The organism is Pedobacter sp. UYEF25, assembly GCF_054061655.1.
Map to the genome: position 1 here is coordinate 20,385 of NZ_JBSSEL010000022.1, position 19,570 is coordinate 39,954.

The window sequence follows — 19,570 nt, forward strand, 5'->3', positions numbered from 1 at the left end:
TAAACAAGTAAAAGAAAATCACCGTTTTTTGTTAGATTAAATATTTCGCTATTTGTGAAATGTGTCTGTGATTATGCTTTAGTGCAAAACTTACTATTAATTTTCAAATGAAAATATTTAAAAAATTTAAGTCTGATGATATCCGAACAAATTTAGCGAACAAGAATATTGTTTTTTTATTCGTTAATAAAATGTTCGCGGCATTTATTTCTTTGCAACTCATTCCTGCAACTATTGGATATGTGGATTCAACACAGTATGGAATTTGGATAGCACTTAGTTCATTGGTTGCATGGATGGTGTACTTCGATTTTGGTTTAACCCATGGTTTTAGAAACGGTTTTGCTGTTGCCAAGGCAAACAATGATATTAAACTTGCAAAACAATACTTAGCAACGAGCTATGCACTTTTAACGGTGATATTTTCCGTTTTATTAGCCGTTTTTCTAATTATAAACGGTTGGTTAAGTTGGACTTCTATTTTAGGTGTTGATAAATCTTTAGAAGCTGTTTTACACAAGGTATTCATTATTATCGCAATATTCCTTTCAATTAGGATGATTTTTAATCTATTCACCACTCTATTGTTAGCAAATCAAGAGCCTGCGCTTTCTGCTATGATAGTCACCGGTGGGCAGTTTTTTTCACTAGTGGTAATTTACATCCTTACCTTTGTCACTAAAGGAAGTCTAATTAATTTGGCGTATGCACTCGTAGGAGTTCCTGTTATTATTTTAATAGTTTTAACGTTCTATTTCTTCAAAACAAAGTTTAAAGAATATGCACCGTCTTTGCTCGATATAAATTGGAATTTGTCCAGAAGTATTTTAGGATTAGGGGGGAAATTTTTTGTAATTCAATTCTCCATGCTATTTATCTTTGAATTTACTAATTTTATAATTATAAGATTGATGGGTGCAGAGGCTGTAACTGCTTACACAATCGCATATCGTTTTTTTAGTATAATTTACATTGCCATGGGCATCGTTTTTTTGCCATTCTGGTCTGCTTTTACAGATGCCTATACAAAGAACGAATTTGCTTGGATGAAAGCGACATATTCCAAGCTTTCAAAAATTTGGTACCTTACTATTTTAATTTTTGTTGTTCTTTTAGTCATTTCACCATTGGTATATAAATATTGGCTTGCAAAAAACCTATCAATTGACTTTAAACTGTCTTTAGCGATGGGCATCAACATGATTATCCTATCTCGGGCTAATTTGTATATGCTTTGCTTAAATGGAATAGGAAAGGTTTTTGTTCAAATGACTGTTTATTTAGTTTTTGCATTTATTGCTGTGCCCTTGATGTACATTTTTACAAACTTGTGGGGCTACTACGGTATAATAGCAGTTACTACTCTTGTTTATTTATGTCAATCTATTACGGGTCATTTACAGCTCAAAATGATTTTAAATGAAAAGGATTATGGAGTTTGGAGCAAATAACAAAGCAATTAAATATAGCAACGACAAGAGGGTTATTGGCTCTTTATACTATCTATTCGTTTTTTTTATGTTTGTTCTAGTTCCAACCTCCTCAAATGGTAACTTGCCAAACCTGACAAAAACAATAATAGATTGGGGGATCTTAATTATCACAATTTTATTTTGTATTAGGTTTTTTTCAAAAATTGACAGAAATCAACTGGTTATAGTCACTTGTGTGGCGATGATCATGATGATTATTACTGTGATTTCGAACAATTACGACCCAAGTGGATCATTTTCGGTAGCAAGAGTGGCTCCTATCCTATGTTTTTTTGCAATGAGTGTTGTAGCAATCCGAACAGTTATTTCGATTAAATTGGTAACGTTCGTGGTGCACGCCTTTATGTGCATTTTTATAATTTGGAACTTTCTAATTGTTATTGGTAACGACTCAATTCGAGGTTTTACGATTTCCAACTATTCGCAGCTCTATGAAGCTGCTACGTCGAATATGTTTATAAAAAGTAGACCCGTCATGTCATTTGGAATCTATACGTTCGCCAGCTATTTCTACTTCATCTTCTTTTTGATTAATAGACGAATGTTAAGATTAACGAAATATAGAATTTACTTTCTATATTTACTATTGATTTTGGTCGCCAATATATTACTGGTTTCAAACACCTCATTTATATTTTCGATAATAATGTCCTATTATATTTTCGTTTCTCTCGAAAGTAAAAAGGCAAAAGCTGTGTTTACTTCACTTGCTGTTATTATCTTTCTTTTCGTTATTACTAATGTGAGCTTAATGAAGGACTACTTTGAGAGCTTTAACAGTCAGTCTAATGGTTTTAATGGCAGATATACCGATTCAGGAACATTGAACACGAATTTGAATTACATTTCGCACAAGTTTTTTATAGGATTTAATATCGTTGAAAATTTAACATATAGCGATTCTGGTTATATTGTTTATTATACTATGGGCGGCCCAATATTGCTCATAACGATGTTTTATAGTTTATATAAATTTTCTAGAAATAACTTTTCGAAAAGCTACCTCTTTTTTCTAATCCCTACAATGATTTTTGAGTTTGCATTGCCCGTAATGATTTATTATAAGTTCATTTATGCCATGCTATTTTTCGCGCTTAGTTTTAAATCGATAGAATTTCACGACAATTCCAACAAGCAAAATTAATGACGGAAATACTTTTTTTATGCGGGATGTATCCCGAGATTTACAAAGATGACATTTTTAAAAATAGTAAAAAAGGTTATCAATTTGCCGCCCAAAATCTGCAAGAGGCAATTGTCGATGGATTTATTCAGAATATGGTAAACCTTTCCATTGTCACTATTCCATTTTTAAGTACATTCCCGTTAGGGTATAAAAAACCGCTTGTAAAATACAATTTGTCTAAATTTAAAGAGGTAGTTGATACAAAATGCGCCTCGTTTATAAACATTCCATTTCTGCAACAAATTGGGAATACCGCAGAAAGAGATGTGAATAATTGGTGCAGATCCAAAAGCTCCATTAACAAACATATTGTGGTCTATTCTTTAAGCGTTAATCTGATGAAAATCGCCTTAAACGCTAAGAAGATCTTTGAGAAAATACAGATTTCTATTATTGTTCCTGACTTGCCTGAGTTTTTCGGGAGTAATTATTTTCATAGAATTTTAGGCATAAATGAGAAGCGTACACGATACATTTACGAGAATATCGCTTTTTTCGATAGCTTTATTTTGCTGAGCGAAGCTATGGCTTTTCAATTGGGGATTCAAAATAGAAAGTTTGCAGTAATTGAGGGTATTTTTAATTCTATTTCTCATCTTACTCCTGAGTTTGAATTTGAGAAAAACACCAAAACAATACTCTACACTGGCGCTTTGCCTATAAAATATGGCATCGAAACTCTACTAGAGGCATTTTCGTCAATTCAGAATCCAGAATATAGATTGATTATTTGCGGTGATGGTGCTGCAAAGTCCTTGATTCAACAAGCAGCAAATAGAGATAAAAGAATAAATTACATGGGTAAAGTAAGTCATGAGTTGATTCTAAGTATGCAAAAAAATGCAGATCTACTCGTAAACCCGAGAACCCCCGAAGGAGAATACACTAAGTTTTCATTCCCGTCTAAAACGATGGAATATTTAGCGTCTGGCACACCAGTGTTGATGTATAAACTACCGGGTGTGCCTCTCGAATACTTCGAATATTGCTATACCCTAGATGATATTGGAGAAGATGCACTTGCTAATAAAATCAATAGCATATTATCACTGCCATGTTTAGAAACCGAAAAAAAAGGCAAGACCGCTGCCGCGTTTATCTTAGAACATAAAAATCCTAAGAGCCAAATAATGAAACTCCTCAAATTAATAACTCAAAATGTTACAAGCTAACTGTTCCAAGAGAATTCAAAGTGCTTTCAAAATACTTACCCCTACAACTCATTAATGTTGATTTAGGAAAAAACATCAGTTATGATAAAGAAAATCTTCAATAGGCTCTTTTTAATTTGTTTTGCAAAGATTAATCACGTTAAATTTGCTAAATATATTGGTGTCAATATGGGACGTAACGTATTTATCTACGGAGATCCAAATGGAATGTTTGGAACAGAACCTTGGTGCATTACGTTGGGCAACAATGTCCATATTACTCGAGAAGTTCTTTTTGTTACTCACGATGGAGGTACATTACTGTATAGAGATGAAATCCCTGATCTCGAAATTACGGCGCCTATAAATGTGGGAAATAATGTGTATATAGGAGTAAGAAGTATTATTTTACCTGGAGTGTCTATAGGCCATAACTGTATCATAGCAGCTGGTTCAGTTGTAACCAAGGACGTTCCCGATAATTCAGTGATTGGGGGTGTACCAGCGAAGTTAATAAAATCTACAGAAGCTTACCTGGAAGGGATAAAGAAGAATTCGCTACATCTAGGACACCTCAAGGGAAAAGAGAAAGATGATGCTTTGAAACATTACTTTGGTTATATAGCAGACAAATAAAATATGCTCTTGCCCAAAGTATGATTTTGCGGTTTAAAAATTATATCTTCTGAGTTTTTACTAGAAAATAAAACAGTGAATAAAAAAACAATCATATACATTGGAGGCTTTGAGTTGCCAGACAAAAATGCGGCAGCACAACGAGTTATAGCAAATGCTAAGCTTCTTCGAGCTTTGGGTTATGATGTGGTATTTGATGGCCTGAGCAAAGAACGAGCCAGCGACCAGATTAGTCAAAACCCAGTACCTGTTTTTGGTTTCGATAGTTTTGCTCAACAGTATCCAAAGGGATTTACCTCTTGGCTTGGTTACGTGTTGGAATTCAACAGATATGTTCAACTGATCAAAAAATATCCAGATACCAAAGCCATCATTTGTTACAATCTGCCATCTGGTTCCATTTGGAGGTTGTTGAACTATTGTAAGAAAAATTCCATCCAACTCATCTCAGACTGTACAGAATGGTACGCTGCACCTAAGCAAGGGAACATAGTTAAGAGACTTGCCAAAAAGTTAGACATTAACTTAAGAATGAATACCCTTCAACCTAAATTGGATGGGATCATTGCGATTAGTGATTTCTTGACTGATTTCTATCAAAAGCGGGGAGTGAGAACAATCAAGGTGCCTCCTTTGGTAGATGTTAAAGATGAAAAATGGATCAATGCTCAACTAGATAACTGGAATGTCCCAATAGAACTATTATACGCAGGTTCTCCCTTTTCATTTTCAGATACATCTAACGTAAAAGATCGTCTAGATTTAATTTTAGAAGCGCTGATTGAATTAAGTTCGGAGGGCCTCGACTTTAGGTTTCAAGTGATTGGCGTATCAAAAGAGGATGTGGTCACGTTTTTCCCAAATTTATCTACTGGAATTTCTGCCTTGGCAGATAAAGTAAAATTTCACGGTAAACTTCCGCATCAAGAGGCAGTCAACTTATTGAAAAAATGCGACTACTCCATTTTTTTAAGGGACAAAAATATTGTAACCCAAGCGGGGTTTCCTACAAAATTTGTAGAATCTATCTCGTGTGGAATTCCGGTATTGACCAACAAGAATAGTAATGTAGAAGATTATTTAATAGCCGGTGAAAATGGTTATTGGGTGGACATGAGTGATGGAAATCAAATTAAAGAGTCTTTAAAAAAAGCATTAACCGTCAGCGAAGATCAGCTCATCAAAATGAAACAGTTTTGCCATCAGTCTCATACTTTTGACTATAGAAAATATCTGCAGCTATTTGAAGATTTTCTCAACCCAAAAATTGAATGAACTATTTATGAAGTTGCTATAGTTGAAGATAATTTTTCCTCTCCAGTACCGTTTCCCGATTGTCTTTATCAAAGAGACAATATTGTTAATTTAATACTTAAAAAGATGAAAAAGACAATCATCCTAAATACCATGTCATTTACGCTACTATTGTTTTTAACCATGGCATCTTTAAACAGCTTTGGACAAAATTTCGTGTATAAAACTGTGCCACTTGCATATGTCCCCACTATTAATCCAACTTATGTTGCAGAAGTAAAGAATTATAAAACTGCCGCGGTAGACTTGACAAAATATCTGCCTGCTAATTTTGTGAAAGATGGAAGTGTAGATTACACTACACAAATTCAAAGTGGCATCAACCTAAACAAGGTGGTATTAATGCCTAACTTCCCAATTTTGACTTCAGGTATTAGTGCTACAAGCAATAGTACCATTCTCTTTCAAAAGGACTCAAAATTAGTTATGGGACCATCAGAAAAGGAGGGATATAATATTTTGAAGATAAAAAATGTGCATGACGTAAATGTTTACTTCGCGAATATAGTTGGCGACCGAAAGCAACATTTAGGCAGTAAAGGAGAATGGGGATTTGGAATAGGCATTATTTCTGCCTATAATATAAAAATTGTTAATCCAGCTGTATCTGATTGCTGGGGTGATGGAATCTACATAAATAATGTAACTCCCCAACATCAAGATCAAATTACAAAAAGTAGCAATATACTTATTGACGGCGCAAACTTAGATAATAATAGACGAAATGGCTTATCTCTAATTGATGGCAAAGATATCACTATAAAAAACTCGGTATGCTCTAATACCAATGGTACTAGTCCGATGGCTGGGTTAGATGTAGAACCTAATAATGGCCATGCAGAACTGAAGAATATTACCTTGGATCGTATTGTAGCCTTTAACAATCAAACTGTGGGAATTCTTGTTAGCCTAGCTGTTTTTAAAAGTGAAAATCAAAAACAATTAAACTTGAACATTAATAATTGTACCGTTGATAGTTCTAACTATGGGATAGGATTCTCATTCGAGAGAGCTGGAACGGACGGACTAGCCTATGCAAAAGGGACTATTAATGTAACGAATACTATTTGGAAAAATAATAACAAGGGCGAACTTTGGTTACCTTATCCTGCTCTAAAAAATGTGGTAAATGTAAATATTAGTAACTCAAAAGTTTACAAGAGCGGAGCGATAATTACAGACAAGGCCAGTTTGTTCAATTTAAATGGTGCGAAAAATATAATTATACAATAGCTTATTTATCTAATAAATTGATGGTTGCTAAGTTATTAATGCATTCTTTCACCTAAGTTTCTTGAAAGTTTGAGTGAAAAAAAACATCATCATTGGTTAAATAATAAATTTTCCCACCATATAAGTTTTGGCAAAAACTAATAAAAGATATATATACAAACACTTTGGATCGCTATAATTAAAGTAATCCGAAGAATGTAATTCCGTTAATTAATCAATGAATAAACGCAAGCTCATCCGCATTACTACTGTTCCTATTTCTTTAGAGAAGCTTCTTGAGGGGCAACTGGAATTTATGCAACAATATTATCAGGTCACTGCGATCTCTGCAGATGAAGAAAAACTTAAAAAATTAGGCAATCGCTTGGGAGTTCCCACCTACCATGTGGAGATGTCTAGACAGATTACCCCTATAAAAGACCTAGCAGCTGCGTATAAATTGTATAAATTCCTTAAGAAAGAAAAACCTGCCATTGTTCATTCCCATACTCCAAAAGCAGGCATCGTGGGCATGTTGGCCGGTTATTTTGCTAAAGTACCTATTAGATTACACACCGTTGCCGGCTTGCCATTGATGGAAACTGCGGGCGCTAAACGTAGCGTTTTAAACTTTGTTGAAAAACTTACCTATCGCCTAGCAACGAAAGTCTATCCAAACTCTAAAGGGCTGTACGATTTTATCTTGGCAGAAAAGTTTACCACAGGCAAAAAACTTAAAATCATTGGGAATGGCAGCAGCAACGGCATTGATACCACTTACTTCAATCCAACACTTTTCACCGAAAGTGAGAAAATCACCCTTCGCGAAAAATACCTTATTCCCTCCAATGCCTATGTTTTCATTTTTGTCGGTCGCCTGGTGGGAGACAAAGGAATAAATGAACTGGTTGCGGCCTTTTCAAAATTAAATTCAATACAAAAGGAATCTCGGCTCTTACTTATAGGCCCTGTAGAAACTGAGCTTGACGCCTTGCTAGAATCAACGTTACAAGAAATAGATCGCAATAAGCACATCATTGCCCTCGGCTTTCAACAAGATGTTCGCCCATTCTTTGCCATCAGCAATGCGTTGGTATTTCCTAGTTATAGGGAGGGATTTCCAAATGTGGTGATGCAGGCAGGTGCGATGGGTCTATCGGCAATCGTCTCAAACATAAATGGTTGCAATGAAATTGTTGAAGAAGGGAAGAACGGATTAATTGTTGCTGTAAAAGACACGGATGCATTATTTGCAGCCATGAGTAATTTATTGACAGATGCACCGCTAGGAAGACAGTTAAGCGCAACAGCACGTGAACACATTTGTAAAAATTATGAGCGTAAAGAAGTTTGGCAACAGCTTTTAAAGGAATATCAAAGTTTAAAATAATGCCGAATAACTTGGTCCATTTCAAAGCGCTATATGACAATCGTCCAAAAATCAATACTTTTACATGATTTTTAGAAAGCGCTAAACTCTCATGTACATAAATTTTTTAAAACCTTTGCTCGATTTTCTTATTGCTGCACTGGTATTGCTGCTGTTGTTCCCGGTTTTGTTGGTTGTTACCATTTGGTTGTATTTTGCCAATGATGGCAAGCCATTCTTTTATCAGGCGAGGCCAGGCAAAAACGGAAAAATCTTTAAGATTGTCAAGTACAAAACAATGAACGATGAGAAGGACATCAATGGATTGCTCTTGCCTGATTCGGAAAGACTTACACCAATTGGCAGTTTTGTACGTAGAACCTCTTTAGACGAACTGCCACAACTTTTGAATGTATTGAAAGGTGATATGAGTTTGGTAGGGCCGCGGCCATTATTACCCGAATACCTTCCATTATATAGTGTTGAACAGCAAAAACGTCACTTGTTGAACCCGGGCATTACAGGTTGGGCCCAAGTAAATGGTAGAAATGCCATTGCATGGGAACAAAAGTTTAATTATGATGTTTGGTATGTAGAAAATGTGAGCTTTTTATTAGATTTGAACATTTTGTGGATGACCGTGAAAAAGGTGGTGGTAAAAGAAGGGATTTCATCAGATAGCTCTGTAACCATGGAAAAATTTAACGGCAATTGATGGATATTTTTGGCGCAAGCGGGCATGCTAAAGTCATCGCTGATGTCTTATCCTCTAATGGAATAAAAGACATTCGTCTTTGGGATGACAATGAAGCTTTGTCAACTTTTTTAGGCCAGCAGATCCTTGGCAATTTTGATGGATTTGTAGCGCAAAATTCCAACGAATACCTTTTGGCAATCGGCAACAATTCGATTAGAAAAAAATTGGTTGAAAAATTAAGAGAAACAACTTCGGTTGCCATTCATTACGCGAGTGTAATTGCGAAAAGCGCAAAAATTGGCGTAGGAACAGTAGTTATGTCCAATGCTTCCATCAATGCAGATGCAGTGGTTGGCAAACATGTGATTGTAAATACGAATGCCTCGATAGATCATGATTGTTCCATTGCTGATTATGTACATATTTCTCCCAATGCAGCCCTTGCGGGTGCGGTTACTGTGGGCGAAGGCAGCCACATTGGTATCGGCGCTTGTGTCATTCAAGGCATTTCCATTGGGAGTTGGTGTATCATTGGCGCTGGTACGGTAGTGATCGAAGATGTTGCGGATGGATGTACTGTTGTTGGCAACCCAGGGAGAATACTAAAGAATTGAAGGATTAATTACGAGAGGTAAATTTTGTCGGTACCTTTAAAAACGACCAATACTGAAAGTTGAATTTTATACATCGTCCCCAGACAAACAGACAATTAAATGGAGATTAACATGAGCGATAAAATTTGGCTCTCCTCCCCACACATGGGAGGCACAGAAGAGCAGTATGTAAAACTAGCGTTCGATACGAATTGGGTTGCTCCTTTAGGCCCTAATGTGAACGAATTTGAGGAAAGCCTCAAAAACTACCTAAATCAGGGGATTTCTGTAGCGGCCCTAAGTTCTGGCACTGCTGCTTTGCATTTGGCTTTAATTCTTTTGGGTGTTGGCCCGGGAGACGAGGTGATTTGTCAAACATTAACATTTTCAGCCTCTGCAAACCCAATTGCCTATTTGGGTGCTACACCTGTTTTCGTTGATTCTGAAGCGGATACCTGGAACATGTCGCCAGCTTTTTTAGAAGAAGCCATACAGGATCGGGTTGAAAAAGGTAAAAAACCTAAAGCCATTATTCCTGTACATTTATATGGAATGCCTGCCAAGATGGACGAGATTTCTGAAATAGCCCGTAGGTATGGAATTCCAGTATTAGAAGATGCAGCAGAAGCTTTAGGTTCACACATAAATGGACAGAGGTGCGGCACATTTGGAGAAATGGCTTGCCTTTCTTTTAATGGAAATAAAATCATCACCACATCTGGAGGTGGTGCTTTGGTAGCAAAGAAAAAAGAAGACACAGATAAAGCGGTATTTTTGGCAACGCAAGCCAGAGATGAGGCCCCACATTATCAGCACTCGCACATCGGCTATAATTATAGAATGAGCAATGTGCTCGCCGGCATCGGTCGCGGGCAAATGGAAGTGCTAGATAAGCACATAGGACATAGAAGAAGCAATTTTCAATTTTACAAGGACGCGCTGGCTTCGATTGAGCAATTGCAATTCCTCGAGGAGCCAATAGGATATTTCTCTAACCGTTGGCTTTCTTGTATCTACGTAAGCCCAGAAACTGGGATTACGCGGGAAACCATTCGTTTGGCTTTAGAGAAAGAAAGTATAGAATCCAGACCGCTATGGAAACCGATGCACCTGCAGCCAGTATTTGAGACTTCTCTATTTTATGGCGATGGCACTTCAGAACGATTGTTTGAAAATGGCTTGTGTTTGCCTTCTGGTTCTAATTTAACAACGCAGGATTTAACGCGGGTTGTGAAGGTAATTTTGGATTTGTATCAACACAATACTGAAATGATTTCGGAGAGCAAAAGTAGATTGCACGCTTAATCTCTTTTCGAAGAAATCTTGGAAGGCGAATACTCGACGCGGTGATTTACGGAATAACTCACAACGCCCGTCATGTCGACGACAGGAGACATCTCACATGTTATGCCTACTTGTGAGACGGCTCGCGGCGCTCGTCGTGACGATTTACGGGGAATTGCGTTGCTTATAATACGCCCGTCATGTAGACGACAGGAGACATCTCACATGTGATGCCGAGTTGTGAGACGGCTAGCTGCGCTCGACATGACGATTTACGGTGAATTGCGCTGCCTATAATACGCCCGTCATGTCGACAATAGGAGACATCTCACATGCAAGACCTAGTTGCGCTGCGCTCGACGTGACGATTTTACGGAACAACTCACATGCAAAACCTAGTTGTGAGACGGCCCGCTGCGCTCGTCGTAACGATTTACGGGGAATTGCGCTGCCTATAATACGCCCGTCATGTCGACAACAAGAGACATCTCACATGCAAGACCGAGTTGTGAGACGGCTCGCGGCGCTCGTCGTGACGATTTACGGGGAAGTGCAATTACCAACCTAGTTGTGAGACCTCTCGCTGCGCTCGACGTGACGATTTACGGAATAACTCACAACGCCCGTCATGTCGACAACAGGAGACATCTCACATGCAAGACCGAGTTGCGCTGCGCTCGACGTGACGATTTTACGGAACAACTCACATGCAAGACCTAGTTGTGAGACCTCTCGCTGCGCTCGACGTGACGATTTACCGTAGATCTCACATCTTATACCGAGTTGTGAGACGGCTCGCTGCGCTCGACGTGACGATTTACTCCTGTCACTTCATTCCTGCCCACACCCTAAACCCTCTCCAAATGAAAAGAAGGCCTCCCGCTACTAGCAATACTAAGAAGACCACCAATTCCCATTCGTATGGCGTTTTGAAAACAGTTTTAGTTTCCGCTACCGTCTGCCGGATTTCTTTTTTTGTTTCACTGCCAGCAGCCTTTCCATTTTGCGAAACGAGCTGTTTTTTTGCCGATAATGATTTCCCTTCTTGACGCATATAAATTTCATAATTACCCGCGGAAGCAGCGAGCCCACTGTCCTGCTGCCATTTAAATGGTGCATCTGCTTTTATGAATACGACCGCTAAACCGCTGCTGTCTCTAAATTGATATGCTGTGCTGATCCACTCATTAGTCCATTCCCATTGTTCTTTAGTCTGCAGCGCTGTAAGCGACTCCGTTTTTACACGGGCTTTTTCTTTATGAATGCCACAACTCCATAAGAAAATTGTAAAACAAATGATCCACTTACTCATGGCCTTGCTCCTTCCCTTTTATCCAATCTGCAAGGAGATAAATGTTTCTAACCGGGCGCCGCTTCCGGTAAACTCCATCGCCTTCTCGGCTGCCTACAACATTGGTATTTCCCTCGATGGAAATGAGCCAATCTCCTTCTCGCTTTTCTGCCAACCCGACATGGGCAATCCTCTTTAAATTTGGAAACCAGATGCCGAAAACATTACCAGGGGCAAGTTCTTTGGTATTAACCTTAAGATTGAATAAGGCCGGGCTCCAAGCGGTTCTTGGTGCTGCGTAGCCGCCTTCTTTAAAAACCCAGCTTATAAATGCGGCACACCATGGTTGCCCTTTTTTTAACCCGGTAGCAGCTAAATAGCGCTCCACGTGTTCCCCATCATTTCGCCCACTTTTTTCTCTTACCCCTATTTCCTTGCGGGCAATGTGCAATAACTTTGCTCTTTGTTCTGCCTCTGCACTTAGCAGATTGCGATGAGGCATCCGATAGCCGCTAACAGCAGCAAAGCAAATGATGCCCAATAAAATGCGTATTGTTGACATAAGGATAAGGATTTAAATTGTGAAACTAATGAGCTTAAAAGTGGCAAACCAAGCCAATTTAACGTGGTATTGAAAAGATATATGCTGAGTAACAGCAATATCAAGAATACCAGGAGGGATAAGAGAATCAACGACCATATTCCCGCATCGGGCAGGGCAGCCGTAGGGTCCAGTTGATAAATCCATAATGGAACACTTTTATAGAGCAGTAGCAGAAAAAGCAATGAGCGCAGTAATGGGTTTATGTCTAAAACTCTTAATCCATTGCTGAAAAGGCTGTCGGGTTTAACTTCAATTGTTTTCATATCTTTCGTTTTTCACTGTTAGAAGAATAATAATGATTTGTTCGAATGTTGTTGTCGTCGGCTCGTAGAAGAGGATCTTAATCCGGCTCGTTGCCATTGCAACCACATTTCCTTAAAAATTTTTAAAGCCGTTCTTTATAATATTGGCTTCCAGGCAATCCAAAAACACCTGCACAAGTTTTTCCCGCAGGTCTTCTACATTTATAAAGTCCGGCTTACTCGCCTTAAGCACCAATAAATCGAAAGCCTTACCACCCGTTTTCAACTCCTGCTTAAAATGTTGGATACCAGTTAAACCTAAGAAAGTGTATATGTAGCAACGGTTTAATCTGGATTTCTTTTTGCGGAGGTAAAGTGTGATGTCTTTCCTAATAAAAGCCTGGTATCCCGGGTAGGTGGCAATAACTGGACGTACATGTCGCATAAAGCTTTTGATGGCCATTCTGTAGGTAAAAAGTCCCATAACTTGGATTTAATTAATAGGCCTGTATTTTTTACCATACAGGCCTAGGTTTAAATTAAATAACTTCAACTGTGCCTAAATAAACACTTGTTGATGCCGCTGAATCATCAGGAGCAAAAAATGCCATCCAGCAATGCACAACATCACCTTCAAAATTGGGTGGCAAATCCACTACAATTTCTGCATCCGCTCGTGTCGCACCGTTTTCCATCAATAGGTATTGATTGGTTTCCGGATTGTACACAATAACGATCGCCTTGTCGAGGGCAGCACCCATTGCAGGAGTACTGTTGTCCGTCCAAGAGAAATCAACTTTTCCGGCTACCGTCGCGGCTGCAACTGCATTCCAAGGGGATAGCAATTCTCCCTTGCTAAATACCACTTTCGGAAAATCGATTGTGAAATCCGGACTGACTCCTATAACCGCTTCTCGGAGGTGATAGGAAACCGCATTGTTCATTGGGGTAAAGTTCCCTTTTGCTGTCTGATAGCCAGTTGTGATCAGGTATTTTACTGGTCCAAAAAAATTAGTGACCAGTGCGAACTTCAGTCGCTGATCCTGCTGTTTGGTCGATGCGGTTTTCCGACTCGCCTTAGGCAGACTCCGCATGTAGTCTATGCCTTTCCAGCTCGCACCGATAACTGTTCCGACTTTCCCTGAAAATACTCCAAGAATTCCTTTTTTGTAAATTGCCATAATTTTTAGTTTTTAATGGTGAAAAAAATCTGTTAGTTAAAAGCGATGGCCATTGCTTCAAGACAAACCTAGGCAACAAAAATGCAATTAATTGACAAGCAGGGCCTTATGACTTGATTTGACCGAATTTGATTGAAATTGATTGGAAATGGGGGTTAGAAGTCAGAGGTTGGAAAGAGATAGAAGGGGGAAGGCAGAAGGCGGAAGTTGGAGAGAGCGATAGAAGTTGGGAGGCGGAATGGCAGAAGGCGGATAATTTTAATTTAAAAAAATAAAATCGTCTTAATGGACGCACCATGTCCTAAAAGCACAAAATAAAGTCAAGTTATAAGAAGTGAACAAGGTTTCTGAACAAATAATTAGTAATTTGCGGCCCCGCCTCCCCCCACCGCCTTTTGGATTGGTGGATTGGATATAGACCACCCAATTGGTTTAATTAACGTTAAAAACTCCCTATGAAATATTTTAAAGTTCGAAGAGATTGCTCACTAAATCAAATTCCCTTTAATCAAGCTCAGCTATGACGGAAGCTTCTGAATTTGAAAAGTTATTATATGGGCTAATCAGACCTAGAACGGCTCGCCGCCGATCCATTCCACATTATCAAACAATAAAGGTTAGAAATAGTCGATACGCAAAACGCGCTGTTTGGTAAACAAATCCAATTGAAGCTGGATGCAATTACGGAGGATCATCAAAGTTCTCGGGCCAATAACGTGGAAAAAATATCCTCAACTCACCCTTGTTTTCGGGTTTTTCGCTTGCGATAATCGGCAAAAACTCAGTTCCACATGGCTATATCACTTTAAAATAGACGGTTCAAACGAGCTGTTTAAAAATAAAAATTAAACAACTAAATATGTTAAAGATACTTCTTGCTGACGAGCAGGTAATCGTAAGGGAGGGGATCAAAGTCTTACTTCACGCTCAAACTGGAATACAGGTTATTGGCGATGCCGCAACTGGAAAGGAATTGATAGAAATGATAAATAACGGGATTGTTCCCGATATGGTTTGGACTGATTTAAATTCTCCTGAAATGGATGGAATTAATTTGATCAAAACACTTAATTCTCAGTGGCCGGAAATTAAAATTATGGTGTTGACCGGTTTGCGTAATGAAAAATGCATTTCGAAAGCATTTTCGGAAGGCTGCTTTGGATATCTCTTAAAACATGTAACACAAGACGAAATGTTGTTTGCCATAAAAACCATAGCATCTGGAAGAAGATACCTATGTAACGAACTATCGGATAAACTTCTAGACAAAATGCTAAAAAACATCGCCTCAGAATCAATAGCTGATCAAAATTTTAATCATATCAGCCTAACTACGCGCGAGTTAGACGTGCTACAACTGCTCTCAGAAGGATATACAAACGTCCAAATTGCAGACAAACTTGATTTAAGCAAACGTACTGTTGAGGGTCATAGGCAGTCATTGATTGATAAGACGGATTCAAAAAATACGGCTTCTCTGATTGGCTTTGCCGTTAGGAACGGCTTTATAAAATACTTGGCAACATCTTAATAAACGGATGCGCTAATGACGGACAGAATATTTTCTAGCGTAACTGAAAATAGGCGCAGAAGCAACAAAGGATTTCTGAAGAGTACCGAATTGATGAAGTTTGGCTGGAAATACCGTAAACGAGATGAATAGCAATTCTGGGGGCCTTGCCACAACAGGATGTTTATTTCCGTAAATGAAAGCGCAATTTCATCAATTACTTTAAAGAGAAAAAAGGATAAATTAGCAAAATAAGCTGTTTTGTGCTGTCTTTCTCTTACACTCCTTCGGAGATTGGGCTAATTTACCGAACAAACTCCGAACAAGGCCCGAACAACCCACAAGGTAAACGCATTTTGTCTCCTCCTGAAATCGCTTAACGTCTCTATCTGTTAATGGAGTAAAAGCAGGACATTTTTTTTGATGATCCTAAAAATCCTTAAGGCCCGGATTAACGCCAATATAGATATGGCTTTTTTTACCACCTAATCAACCAGCTGGAAAATGATGCCATTGTTTAAAACTGACCAAATTTCGCTGACTTACCAAAATGGATTTTTGTAGAGGATCGACCAAAATAACCGTGATCTTTCCATTGTTATTCATCTCAACCTCAACAATTGCACGACGATTGACAATGATGTCTTGACGGAGGGAAATGAAATGTTGGCTTGGAAGTTCTACAATGCTTTTGGAGATGCTGTGCGGCCAACTTAATTTTTCGCCTGTGAAACTAACACTAAAATAGGCTTTATCGGCGGTGAAAATATAAGCAACATCTTCAAAAAGGGAAGCACTAAGCTTTGCAGAGTCACTGATAAAACTAGCCCTTAAAATCTTTTTGTTTCGATTTTGGCTCACCCAAAGGTAAAAGAGGTAACCATTTAAAACTGCGATGAAAGCAATGATCGGCAACAGGTATCGGCTAAAATAAACCGTCTTCCAGATCGCGATGTGGAGAAAGAAAAAATATAAAGTCGCTGCAGAAACCGCAGCCAACAAGGGCAAAGTGATGCCAAAAACCAACTGACGCAAAAAACGACGTTTAAAACTTCTGCTCCATGGATAATAAAAATCTAATCGGCGGGTTATTACCAATACGAGTTCAATAACGCCATAGGCGATTACAGTACTAATGGCTAGACAGATGTAGTAGTAATGATTAGAGAAAATTTCTTTGAAAGAATGCCTTTCTCCATGGACAATGATCAGGTGGGCAGAAACCAGCGCAAAAAGAAATTTGAGCTTAAAGGTTAAGTAAGTCTCATGCGCTTTTGTTTCCAAGTACTTTTTTAGCCAGATGACCATCAGCTCAATATAAAGCTTTTAGGAGTAACAAACAACTAAAAATTGCGTCTTAGCAAATAATAATGCAAGTAAAGACACCGCTTGGAATTAAAAAGACCATCGCTTAGCGGAAATTTACGATGCAATTGCTGTTGAAATTTTAAACATTGTATTAATTTAGCGTTGATTGAATACTCACCTAATTTCACGCCCAATGGAAAATTATCCCTTTACCAATGAAGGTTTTCAAGACCTTCAACAGCAACTTTATGTTTTAACAGACCTGGAACTCGAATCAGAAGCAGCAGAGATCCGCACGGATTTTATCGCTTGGATGATTTCCAACTTTGCCCTGCAACCCTCACAACTTATATTTATAGGCGGCATAGAGGTCAAGGCTGCGAGGTGGCTTGCCGAACAAACGGCCTTCGCCATTGAAAACCGTTTACCGATTTCTCTCCAAAAGGAAACTCCCGAGGAGGACGACGAACAGGGAAAGATCATTTGGCCTAAGAGCACCTTAACGGCCACCGCCGGACAAGGATATAGCGCTTCTGGAACCTTAGAGATCCACATAGCCTATTAAGATGAGTAGAGACCCGCAATTTATTGCGGGTCTTTTTGAATAGACAACATCTGCCGTAAATAATAACGTTTTCCTCCAATTTGTCTAAATTCTATTTGATGTTGTTTAACAAGCCGATAAAGCGTACTGTCACTAATGTGCAGCAATTGCTTTATGTCGGTACCATCTAACCATTCCTGGTTTTCAGTACCCAAACATTTTGCTTGAACACACTCTAGCAAGCGCTTTTGTAAGTGCACGAGTTGCTGAAGCAATCCGATCGTTTCATCTTTCATAACGTTAATTTAAGAAGGTGAACTGCAAGTATACTAAGGGCTTACGTTAAACCCTAATAGTTAACGTTAACAAACACTCCGATGGAAAATTCTCTACTTGCGGCCTATATGCGCAGCAAATTTCAGCTCTCCCCTGATAACGAAGCACTCCTGTTTAGCAGGTTATATCCCGTTACTTTCATTAAGGGCACAGACGTACTCCAGCCAAACGAAATCTGTAAATACGTTTATTTTTTAGAGTCCGGATTCTTCAGACACTACGACCTCATTGAGGGAGAAGAACACACCCTTGATTTTGCTGTCGAAAACGAATTCTCAACCGTACTTCAAAGTTTTTTACATCAGCACAAAAACAAGGTTGGCATTATTGCAGAGGCCGATACTATGACTTATCGACTTAGCTATTACGACTGGATGGCGCTTGAAGATCATTCCACAGAATTTCTATTGCTTAGTAAACGGCTACTGTGTAGCCAGCTCTTAAAGGCCGACTATGAACGGACACTATATCGCACCGCATCAACCGCCGAAAAGTATACGCATTTTTGCCAATACTACCGCACTGCAAGTCAGATGGCAAGGCACAAAGACATCGCTTCTTACTTAGGCATTACCTCCCCCTCCTTTTCCCGATTCTTAAAAGGGCATTTAACTAAGAGGTAAGCCACTGCCTATCTCTTTATTGTCTTTTGGTAACATCTAATGCAGGTGTAAACGACAAAATTTGTATAAACAATTACAAAGGATGTCAAGAATGCAGCACAGAGCGCGGATCCAACGGTTACTTAAACTCATTCGTCAGCAGCGCGTAGGTACGGTAAGTACTACTTCTATTCTTTTTGGATGCCATCCTTCTACCATCGAGCGAATGATTAAGCGGTTAAGGCTCGAAGGTCATCTCATTGTTTATGACAGAAGCCTAAAACGCTACCAATTGACAGAGTCAATGCCGCTCGATAGTCTTGATTTACATTAAAGGAACTGGACAGGTGCAAGGCATTTGTTCTGTTGGGTGGCTGCTACCTAAGTGCAGATTAAGTTTATATTTTTTTAACCAACCTTTTTCGTCTGCTTTTTCAAACGCAAAATAGCAGTCTTTAATATGAAAAAAAGTAAATTTCTAGTGGGCATAGTGGCACTTTTTGCACTGGGCTTGTTCTTTGCCATTAATGCTTTTACCAATAATACCAGCAAGTTTGCTGACCGTTATTGGCGTTACAATCAAAATACTCAACTGGGCTCTAGACTCGGCAGCAACTATACGCTGATTACCGATCCAGAAAGCCCAGGATGTGACGATGCACAACAGATGCCTTGTGTACTTAAGGTCGATCAAAGCATTAACACCCAGGCAAAGTTGAATACATACCTGAGCGGGTTTACCACTGATGCAGATGTGACCGCTGTGGCGATTCATACCAAGGGAGCGCAATAGCTTAACGAACAACCCGAGGTTTAGCCCTCGGGTTGTTTTCATTGCTCCTCAAAAATTCAGGATAGAGAAGTTCCCTATTTCGGCAATTGCTTAATTCCGTATCATTTGATAGGTACTTTTTTTTGTTTTTGCAGGCTGCCTTTCCTAAATGAACTTAACTCAATTGCAATAATTGTATCATTTATTCAATAAAGAAAATTAGCAAGACTGGCGCCAATTTTTGA

The 19,570-nt window shown here is 38.8% G+C and carries 21 protein-coding genes; 15 read left to right on the plus strand and 6 right to left on the minus strand.

The window, feature by feature from the left end; all coding sequences use genetic code 11:
* Positions 1 to 107 precede the first annotated feature (107 nt).
* From ACVWYG_RS16640 to ACVWYG_RS16685, 10 genes are all read left to right on the plus strand, one after another.
* The gene (locus ACVWYG_RS16640) at positions 108 to 1,451 is read left to right on the plus strand and encodes a lipopolysaccharide biosynthesis protein (RefSeq protein WP_457271734.1); all 1,344 of its coding nucleotides are present in this window, start codon (positions 108 to 110) and stop codon (positions 1,449 to 1,451) included.
* A gap of 793 nt (positions 1,452 to 2,244) precedes the next feature.
* Entirely contained in the window at positions 2,245 to 2,637 is a 393-nt protein-coding gene (locus ACVWYG_RS16645; RefSeq protein WP_457271736.1) for a hypothetical protein, read from the plus strand.
* Positions 2,637 to 3,851 carry a glycosyltransferase gene (locus ACVWYG_RS16650; RefSeq protein ID WP_457271738.1) on the plus strand — a complete coding sequence of 405 codons (1,215 nt, stop codon included), beginning with the start codon at positions 2,637 to 2,639 and terminating at the stop codon, positions 3,849 to 3,851. The genes ACVWYG_RS16645 and ACVWYG_RS16650 overlap by 1 nt, the downstream gene beginning before the upstream one ends.
* A 168-nt stretch (positions 3,852 to 4,019) precedes the next feature.
* Complete coding sequence (locus ACVWYG_RS16655; protein ID WP_457271739.1) at positions 4,020 to 4,466, plus strand: acyltransferase; 447 nt, start codon at positions 4,020 to 4,022, stop codon at positions 4,464 to 4,466.
* Between the two features lie 75 nt (positions 4,467 to 4,541).
* Entirely contained in the window at positions 4,542 to 5,741 is a 1,200-nt protein-coding gene (locus ACVWYG_RS16660) for a glycosyltransferase (protein WP_457271740.1), read from the plus strand.
* Positions 5,742 to 5,846: 105 nt separating this feature from the next.
* Complete coding sequence (locus ACVWYG_RS16665; RefSeq protein ID WP_457271742.1) at positions 5,847 to 7,013, plus strand: right-handed parallel beta-helix repeat-containing protein; 1,167 nt, start codon at positions 5,847 to 5,849, stop codon at positions 7,011 to 7,013.
* A gap of 217 nt (positions 7,014 to 7,230) precedes the next feature.
* A complete protein-coding gene (locus tag ACVWYG_RS16670; RefSeq protein ID WP_457271744.1) occupies positions 7,231 to 8,382 on the plus strand; it encodes a glycosyltransferase family 4 protein in 1,152 nt (383 codons plus the stop codon).
* 91 nt (positions 8,383 to 8,473) lie between these two features.
* On the plus strand, positions 8,474 to 9,076 hold the full coding sequence (locus ACVWYG_RS16675) for a sugar transferase (RefSeq protein WP_457271746.1): 603 nt from the start codon (positions 8,474 to 8,476) through the stop codon (positions 9,074 to 9,076).
* Positions 9,076 to 9,672 (plus strand): acetyltransferase, encoded by a 597-nt coding sequence (locus ACVWYG_RS16680; RefSeq protein WP_457271748.1) that lies wholly within the window; start codon positions 9,076 to 9,078, stop codon positions 9,670 to 9,672. The genes ACVWYG_RS16675 and ACVWYG_RS16680 overlap by 1 nt, the downstream gene beginning before the upstream one ends.
* 111 nt (positions 9,673 to 9,783) lie before the next feature.
* On the plus strand, positions 9,784 to 10,956 hold the full coding sequence (locus tag ACVWYG_RS16685) for an aminotransferase class I/II-fold pyridoxal phosphate-dependent enzyme (protein ID WP_457271749.1): 1,173 nt from the start codon (positions 9,784 to 9,786) through the stop codon (positions 10,954 to 10,956).
* 805 nt (positions 10,957 to 11,761) lie between these two features.
* On the opposite strand, the gene ACVWYG_RS16690 is transcribed toward ACVWYG_RS16685, so the two are convergent.
* From ACVWYG_RS16690 to ACVWYG_RS16705, 4 genes are all read right to left on the minus strand, one after another.
* Positions 11,762 to 12,247 (minus strand): hypothetical protein, encoded by a 486-nt coding sequence (locus tag ACVWYG_RS16690; RefSeq protein WP_457271751.1) that lies wholly within the window; start codon positions 12,245 to 12,247, stop codon positions 11,762 to 11,764.
* Complete coding sequence (locus tag ACVWYG_RS16695; protein WP_457271753.1) at positions 12,240 to 12,788, minus strand: peptidoglycan-binding protein; 549 nt, start codon at positions 12,786 to 12,788, stop codon at positions 12,240 to 12,242. Before ACVWYG_RS16695 ends, ACVWYG_RS16690 begins: the two co-directional genes overlap by 8 nt.
* A gap of 417 nt (positions 12,789 to 13,205) precedes the next feature.
* Positions 13,206 to 13,556 (minus strand): hypothetical protein, encoded by a 351-nt coding sequence (locus ACVWYG_RS16700; RefSeq protein ID WP_457271755.1) that lies wholly within the window; start codon positions 13,554 to 13,556, stop codon positions 13,206 to 13,208.
* Positions 13,557 to 13,611: 55 nt separating this feature from the next.
* Complete coding sequence (locus ACVWYG_RS16705; RefSeq protein WP_457271757.1) at positions 13,612 to 14,253, minus strand: DUF6266 family protein; 642 nt, start codon at positions 14,251 to 14,253, stop codon at positions 13,612 to 13,614.
* Between the two features lie 128 nt (positions 14,254 to 14,381).
* On the opposite strand from ACVWYG_RS16705, the gene ACVWYG_RS16710 reads away from it, so the two are divergent.
* Both ACVWYG_RS16710 and ACVWYG_RS16715 read left to right on the plus strand, forming a co-directional pair.
* On the plus strand, positions 14,382 to 14,528 hold the full coding sequence (locus ACVWYG_RS16710; protein WP_457271758.1) for a hypothetical protein: 147 nt from the start codon (positions 14,382 to 14,384) through the stop codon (positions 14,526 to 14,528).
* A gap of 584 nt (positions 14,529 to 15,112) precedes the next feature.
* On the plus strand, positions 15,113 to 15,784 hold the full coding sequence (locus tag ACVWYG_RS16715; RefSeq protein WP_457271760.1) for a response regulator: 672 nt from the start codon (positions 15,113 to 15,115) through the stop codon (positions 15,782 to 15,784).
* Between the two features lie 468 nt (positions 15,785 to 16,252).
* Here ACVWYG_RS16715 and ACVWYG_RS16720 read toward each other — a convergent pair whose 3' ends face one another.
* Positions 16,253 to 17,047, minus strand: a complete 795-nt coding sequence (locus ACVWYG_RS16720; RefSeq protein WP_457271762.1) for a LytTR family transcriptional regulator DNA-binding domain-containing protein — start codon at positions 17,045 to 17,047, stop codon at positions 16,253 to 16,255.
* Positions 17,048 to 17,264: 217 nt separating this feature from the next.
* On the opposite strand from ACVWYG_RS16720, the gene ACVWYG_RS16725 reads away from it, so the two are divergent.
* Positions 17,265 to 17,636, plus strand: coding sequence for a hypothetical protein (locus ACVWYG_RS16725; RefSeq protein ID WP_457271764.1), 372 nt, complete (start codon positions 17,265 to 17,267; stop codon positions 17,634 to 17,636).
* A gap of 20 nt (positions 17,637 to 17,656) precedes the next feature.
* Here ACVWYG_RS16725 and ACVWYG_RS16730 read toward each other — a convergent pair whose 3' ends face one another.
* Complete coding sequence (locus tag ACVWYG_RS16730; protein ID WP_457271765.1) at positions 17,657 to 17,911, minus strand: helix-turn-helix domain-containing protein; 255 nt, start codon at positions 17,909 to 17,911, stop codon at positions 17,657 to 17,659.
* An 81-nt stretch (positions 17,912 to 17,992) separates the two neighbouring features.
* Between ACVWYG_RS16730 and ACVWYG_RS16735 the strand changes: the two genes are divergently transcribed.
* Entirely contained in the window at positions 17,993 to 18,574 is a 582-nt protein-coding gene (locus ACVWYG_RS16735; protein ID WP_457271767.1) for a Crp/Fnr family transcriptional regulator, read from the plus strand.
* A gap of 439 nt (positions 18,575 to 19,013) precedes the next feature.
* Positions 19,014 to 19,346: a hypothetical protein gene (locus tag ACVWYG_RS16740; protein WP_457271769.1), complete on the plus strand. Its 333-nt coding sequence runs from the start codon at positions 19,014 to 19,016 to the stop codon at positions 19,344 to 19,346.
* Positions 19,347 to 19,570 lie beyond the last annotated feature (224 nt).

Excerpts from the sequence above, each read along its gene's own strand:
- ACVWYG_RS16655 (WP_457271739.1), top strand. The coding sequence starts at position 4,020 with ATGGGACGTAACGTATTTATCTACGGAGATCCAAATGGAATGTTTGGA.
- ACVWYG_RS16690 (WP_457271751.1), bottom strand. The coding sequence starts at position 12,247 with ATGAGTAAGTGGATCATTTGTTTTACAATTTTCTTATGGAGTTGTGGC.
- ACVWYG_RS16685 (WP_457271749.1), top strand. The coding sequence starts at position 9,784 with ATGAGCGATAAAATTTGGCTCTCCTCCCCACACATGGGAGGCACAGAA.
- ACVWYG_RS16675 (WP_457271746.1), top strand. The coding sequence starts at position 8,474 with ATGTACATAAATTTTTTAAAACCTTTGCTCGATTTTCTTATTGCTGCA.
- ACVWYG_RS16695 (WP_457271753.1), bottom strand. The coding sequence starts at position 12,788 with ATGTCAACAATACGCATTTTATTGGGCATCATTTGCTTTGCTGCTGTT.
- ACVWYG_RS16670 (WP_457271744.1), top strand. The coding sequence starts at position 7,231 with ATGAATAAACGCAAGCTCATCCGCATTACTACTGTTCCTATTTCTTTA.
- ACVWYG_RS16650 (WP_457271738.1), top strand. The coding sequence starts at position 2,637 with ATGACGGAAATACTTTTTTTATGCGGGATGTATCCCGAGATTTACAAA.
- ACVWYG_RS16640 (WP_457271734.1), top strand. The coding sequence starts at position 108 with ATGAAAATATTTAAAAAATTTAAGTCTGATGATATCCGAACAAATTTA.
- ACVWYG_RS16725 (WP_457271764.1), top strand. The coding sequence starts at position 17,265 with ATGGAAAATTATCCCTTTACCAATGAAGGTTTTCAAGACCTTCAACAG.
- ACVWYG_RS16735 (WP_457271767.1), top strand. The coding sequence starts at position 17,993 with ATGGAAAATTCTCTACTTGCGGCCTATATGCGCAGCAAATTTCAGCTC.
- ACVWYG_RS16645 (WP_457271736.1), top strand. The coding sequence starts at position 2,245 with ATGAAGGACTACTTTGAGAGCTTTAACAGTCAGTCTAATGGTTTTAAT.
- ACVWYG_RS16730 (WP_457271765.1), bottom strand. The coding sequence starts at position 17,911 with ATGAAAGATGAAACGATCGGATTGCTTCAGCAACTCGTGCACTTACAA.
- ACVWYG_RS16700 (WP_457271755.1), bottom strand. The coding sequence starts at position 13,556 with ATGGGACTTTTTACCTACAGAATGGCCATCAAAAGCTTTATGCGACAT.
- ACVWYG_RS16715 (WP_457271760.1), top strand. The coding sequence starts at position 15,113 with ATGTTAAAGATACTTCTTGCTGACGAGCAGGTAATCGTAAGGGAGGGG.
- ACVWYG_RS16705 (WP_457271757.1), bottom strand. The coding sequence starts at position 14,253 with ATGGCAATTTACAAAAAAGGAATTCTTGGAGTATTTTCAGGGAAAGTC.
- ACVWYG_RS16740 (WP_457271769.1), top strand. The coding sequence starts at position 19,014 with ATGAAAAAAAGTAAATTTCTAGTGGGCATAGTGGCACTTTTTGCACTG.
- ACVWYG_RS16680 (WP_457271748.1), top strand. The coding sequence starts at position 9,076 with ATGGATATTTTTGGCGCAAGCGGGCATGCTAAAGTCATCGCTGATGTC.
- ACVWYG_RS16665 (WP_457271742.1), top strand. The coding sequence starts at position 5,847 with ATGAAAAAGACAATCATCCTAAATACCATGTCATTTACGCTACTATTG.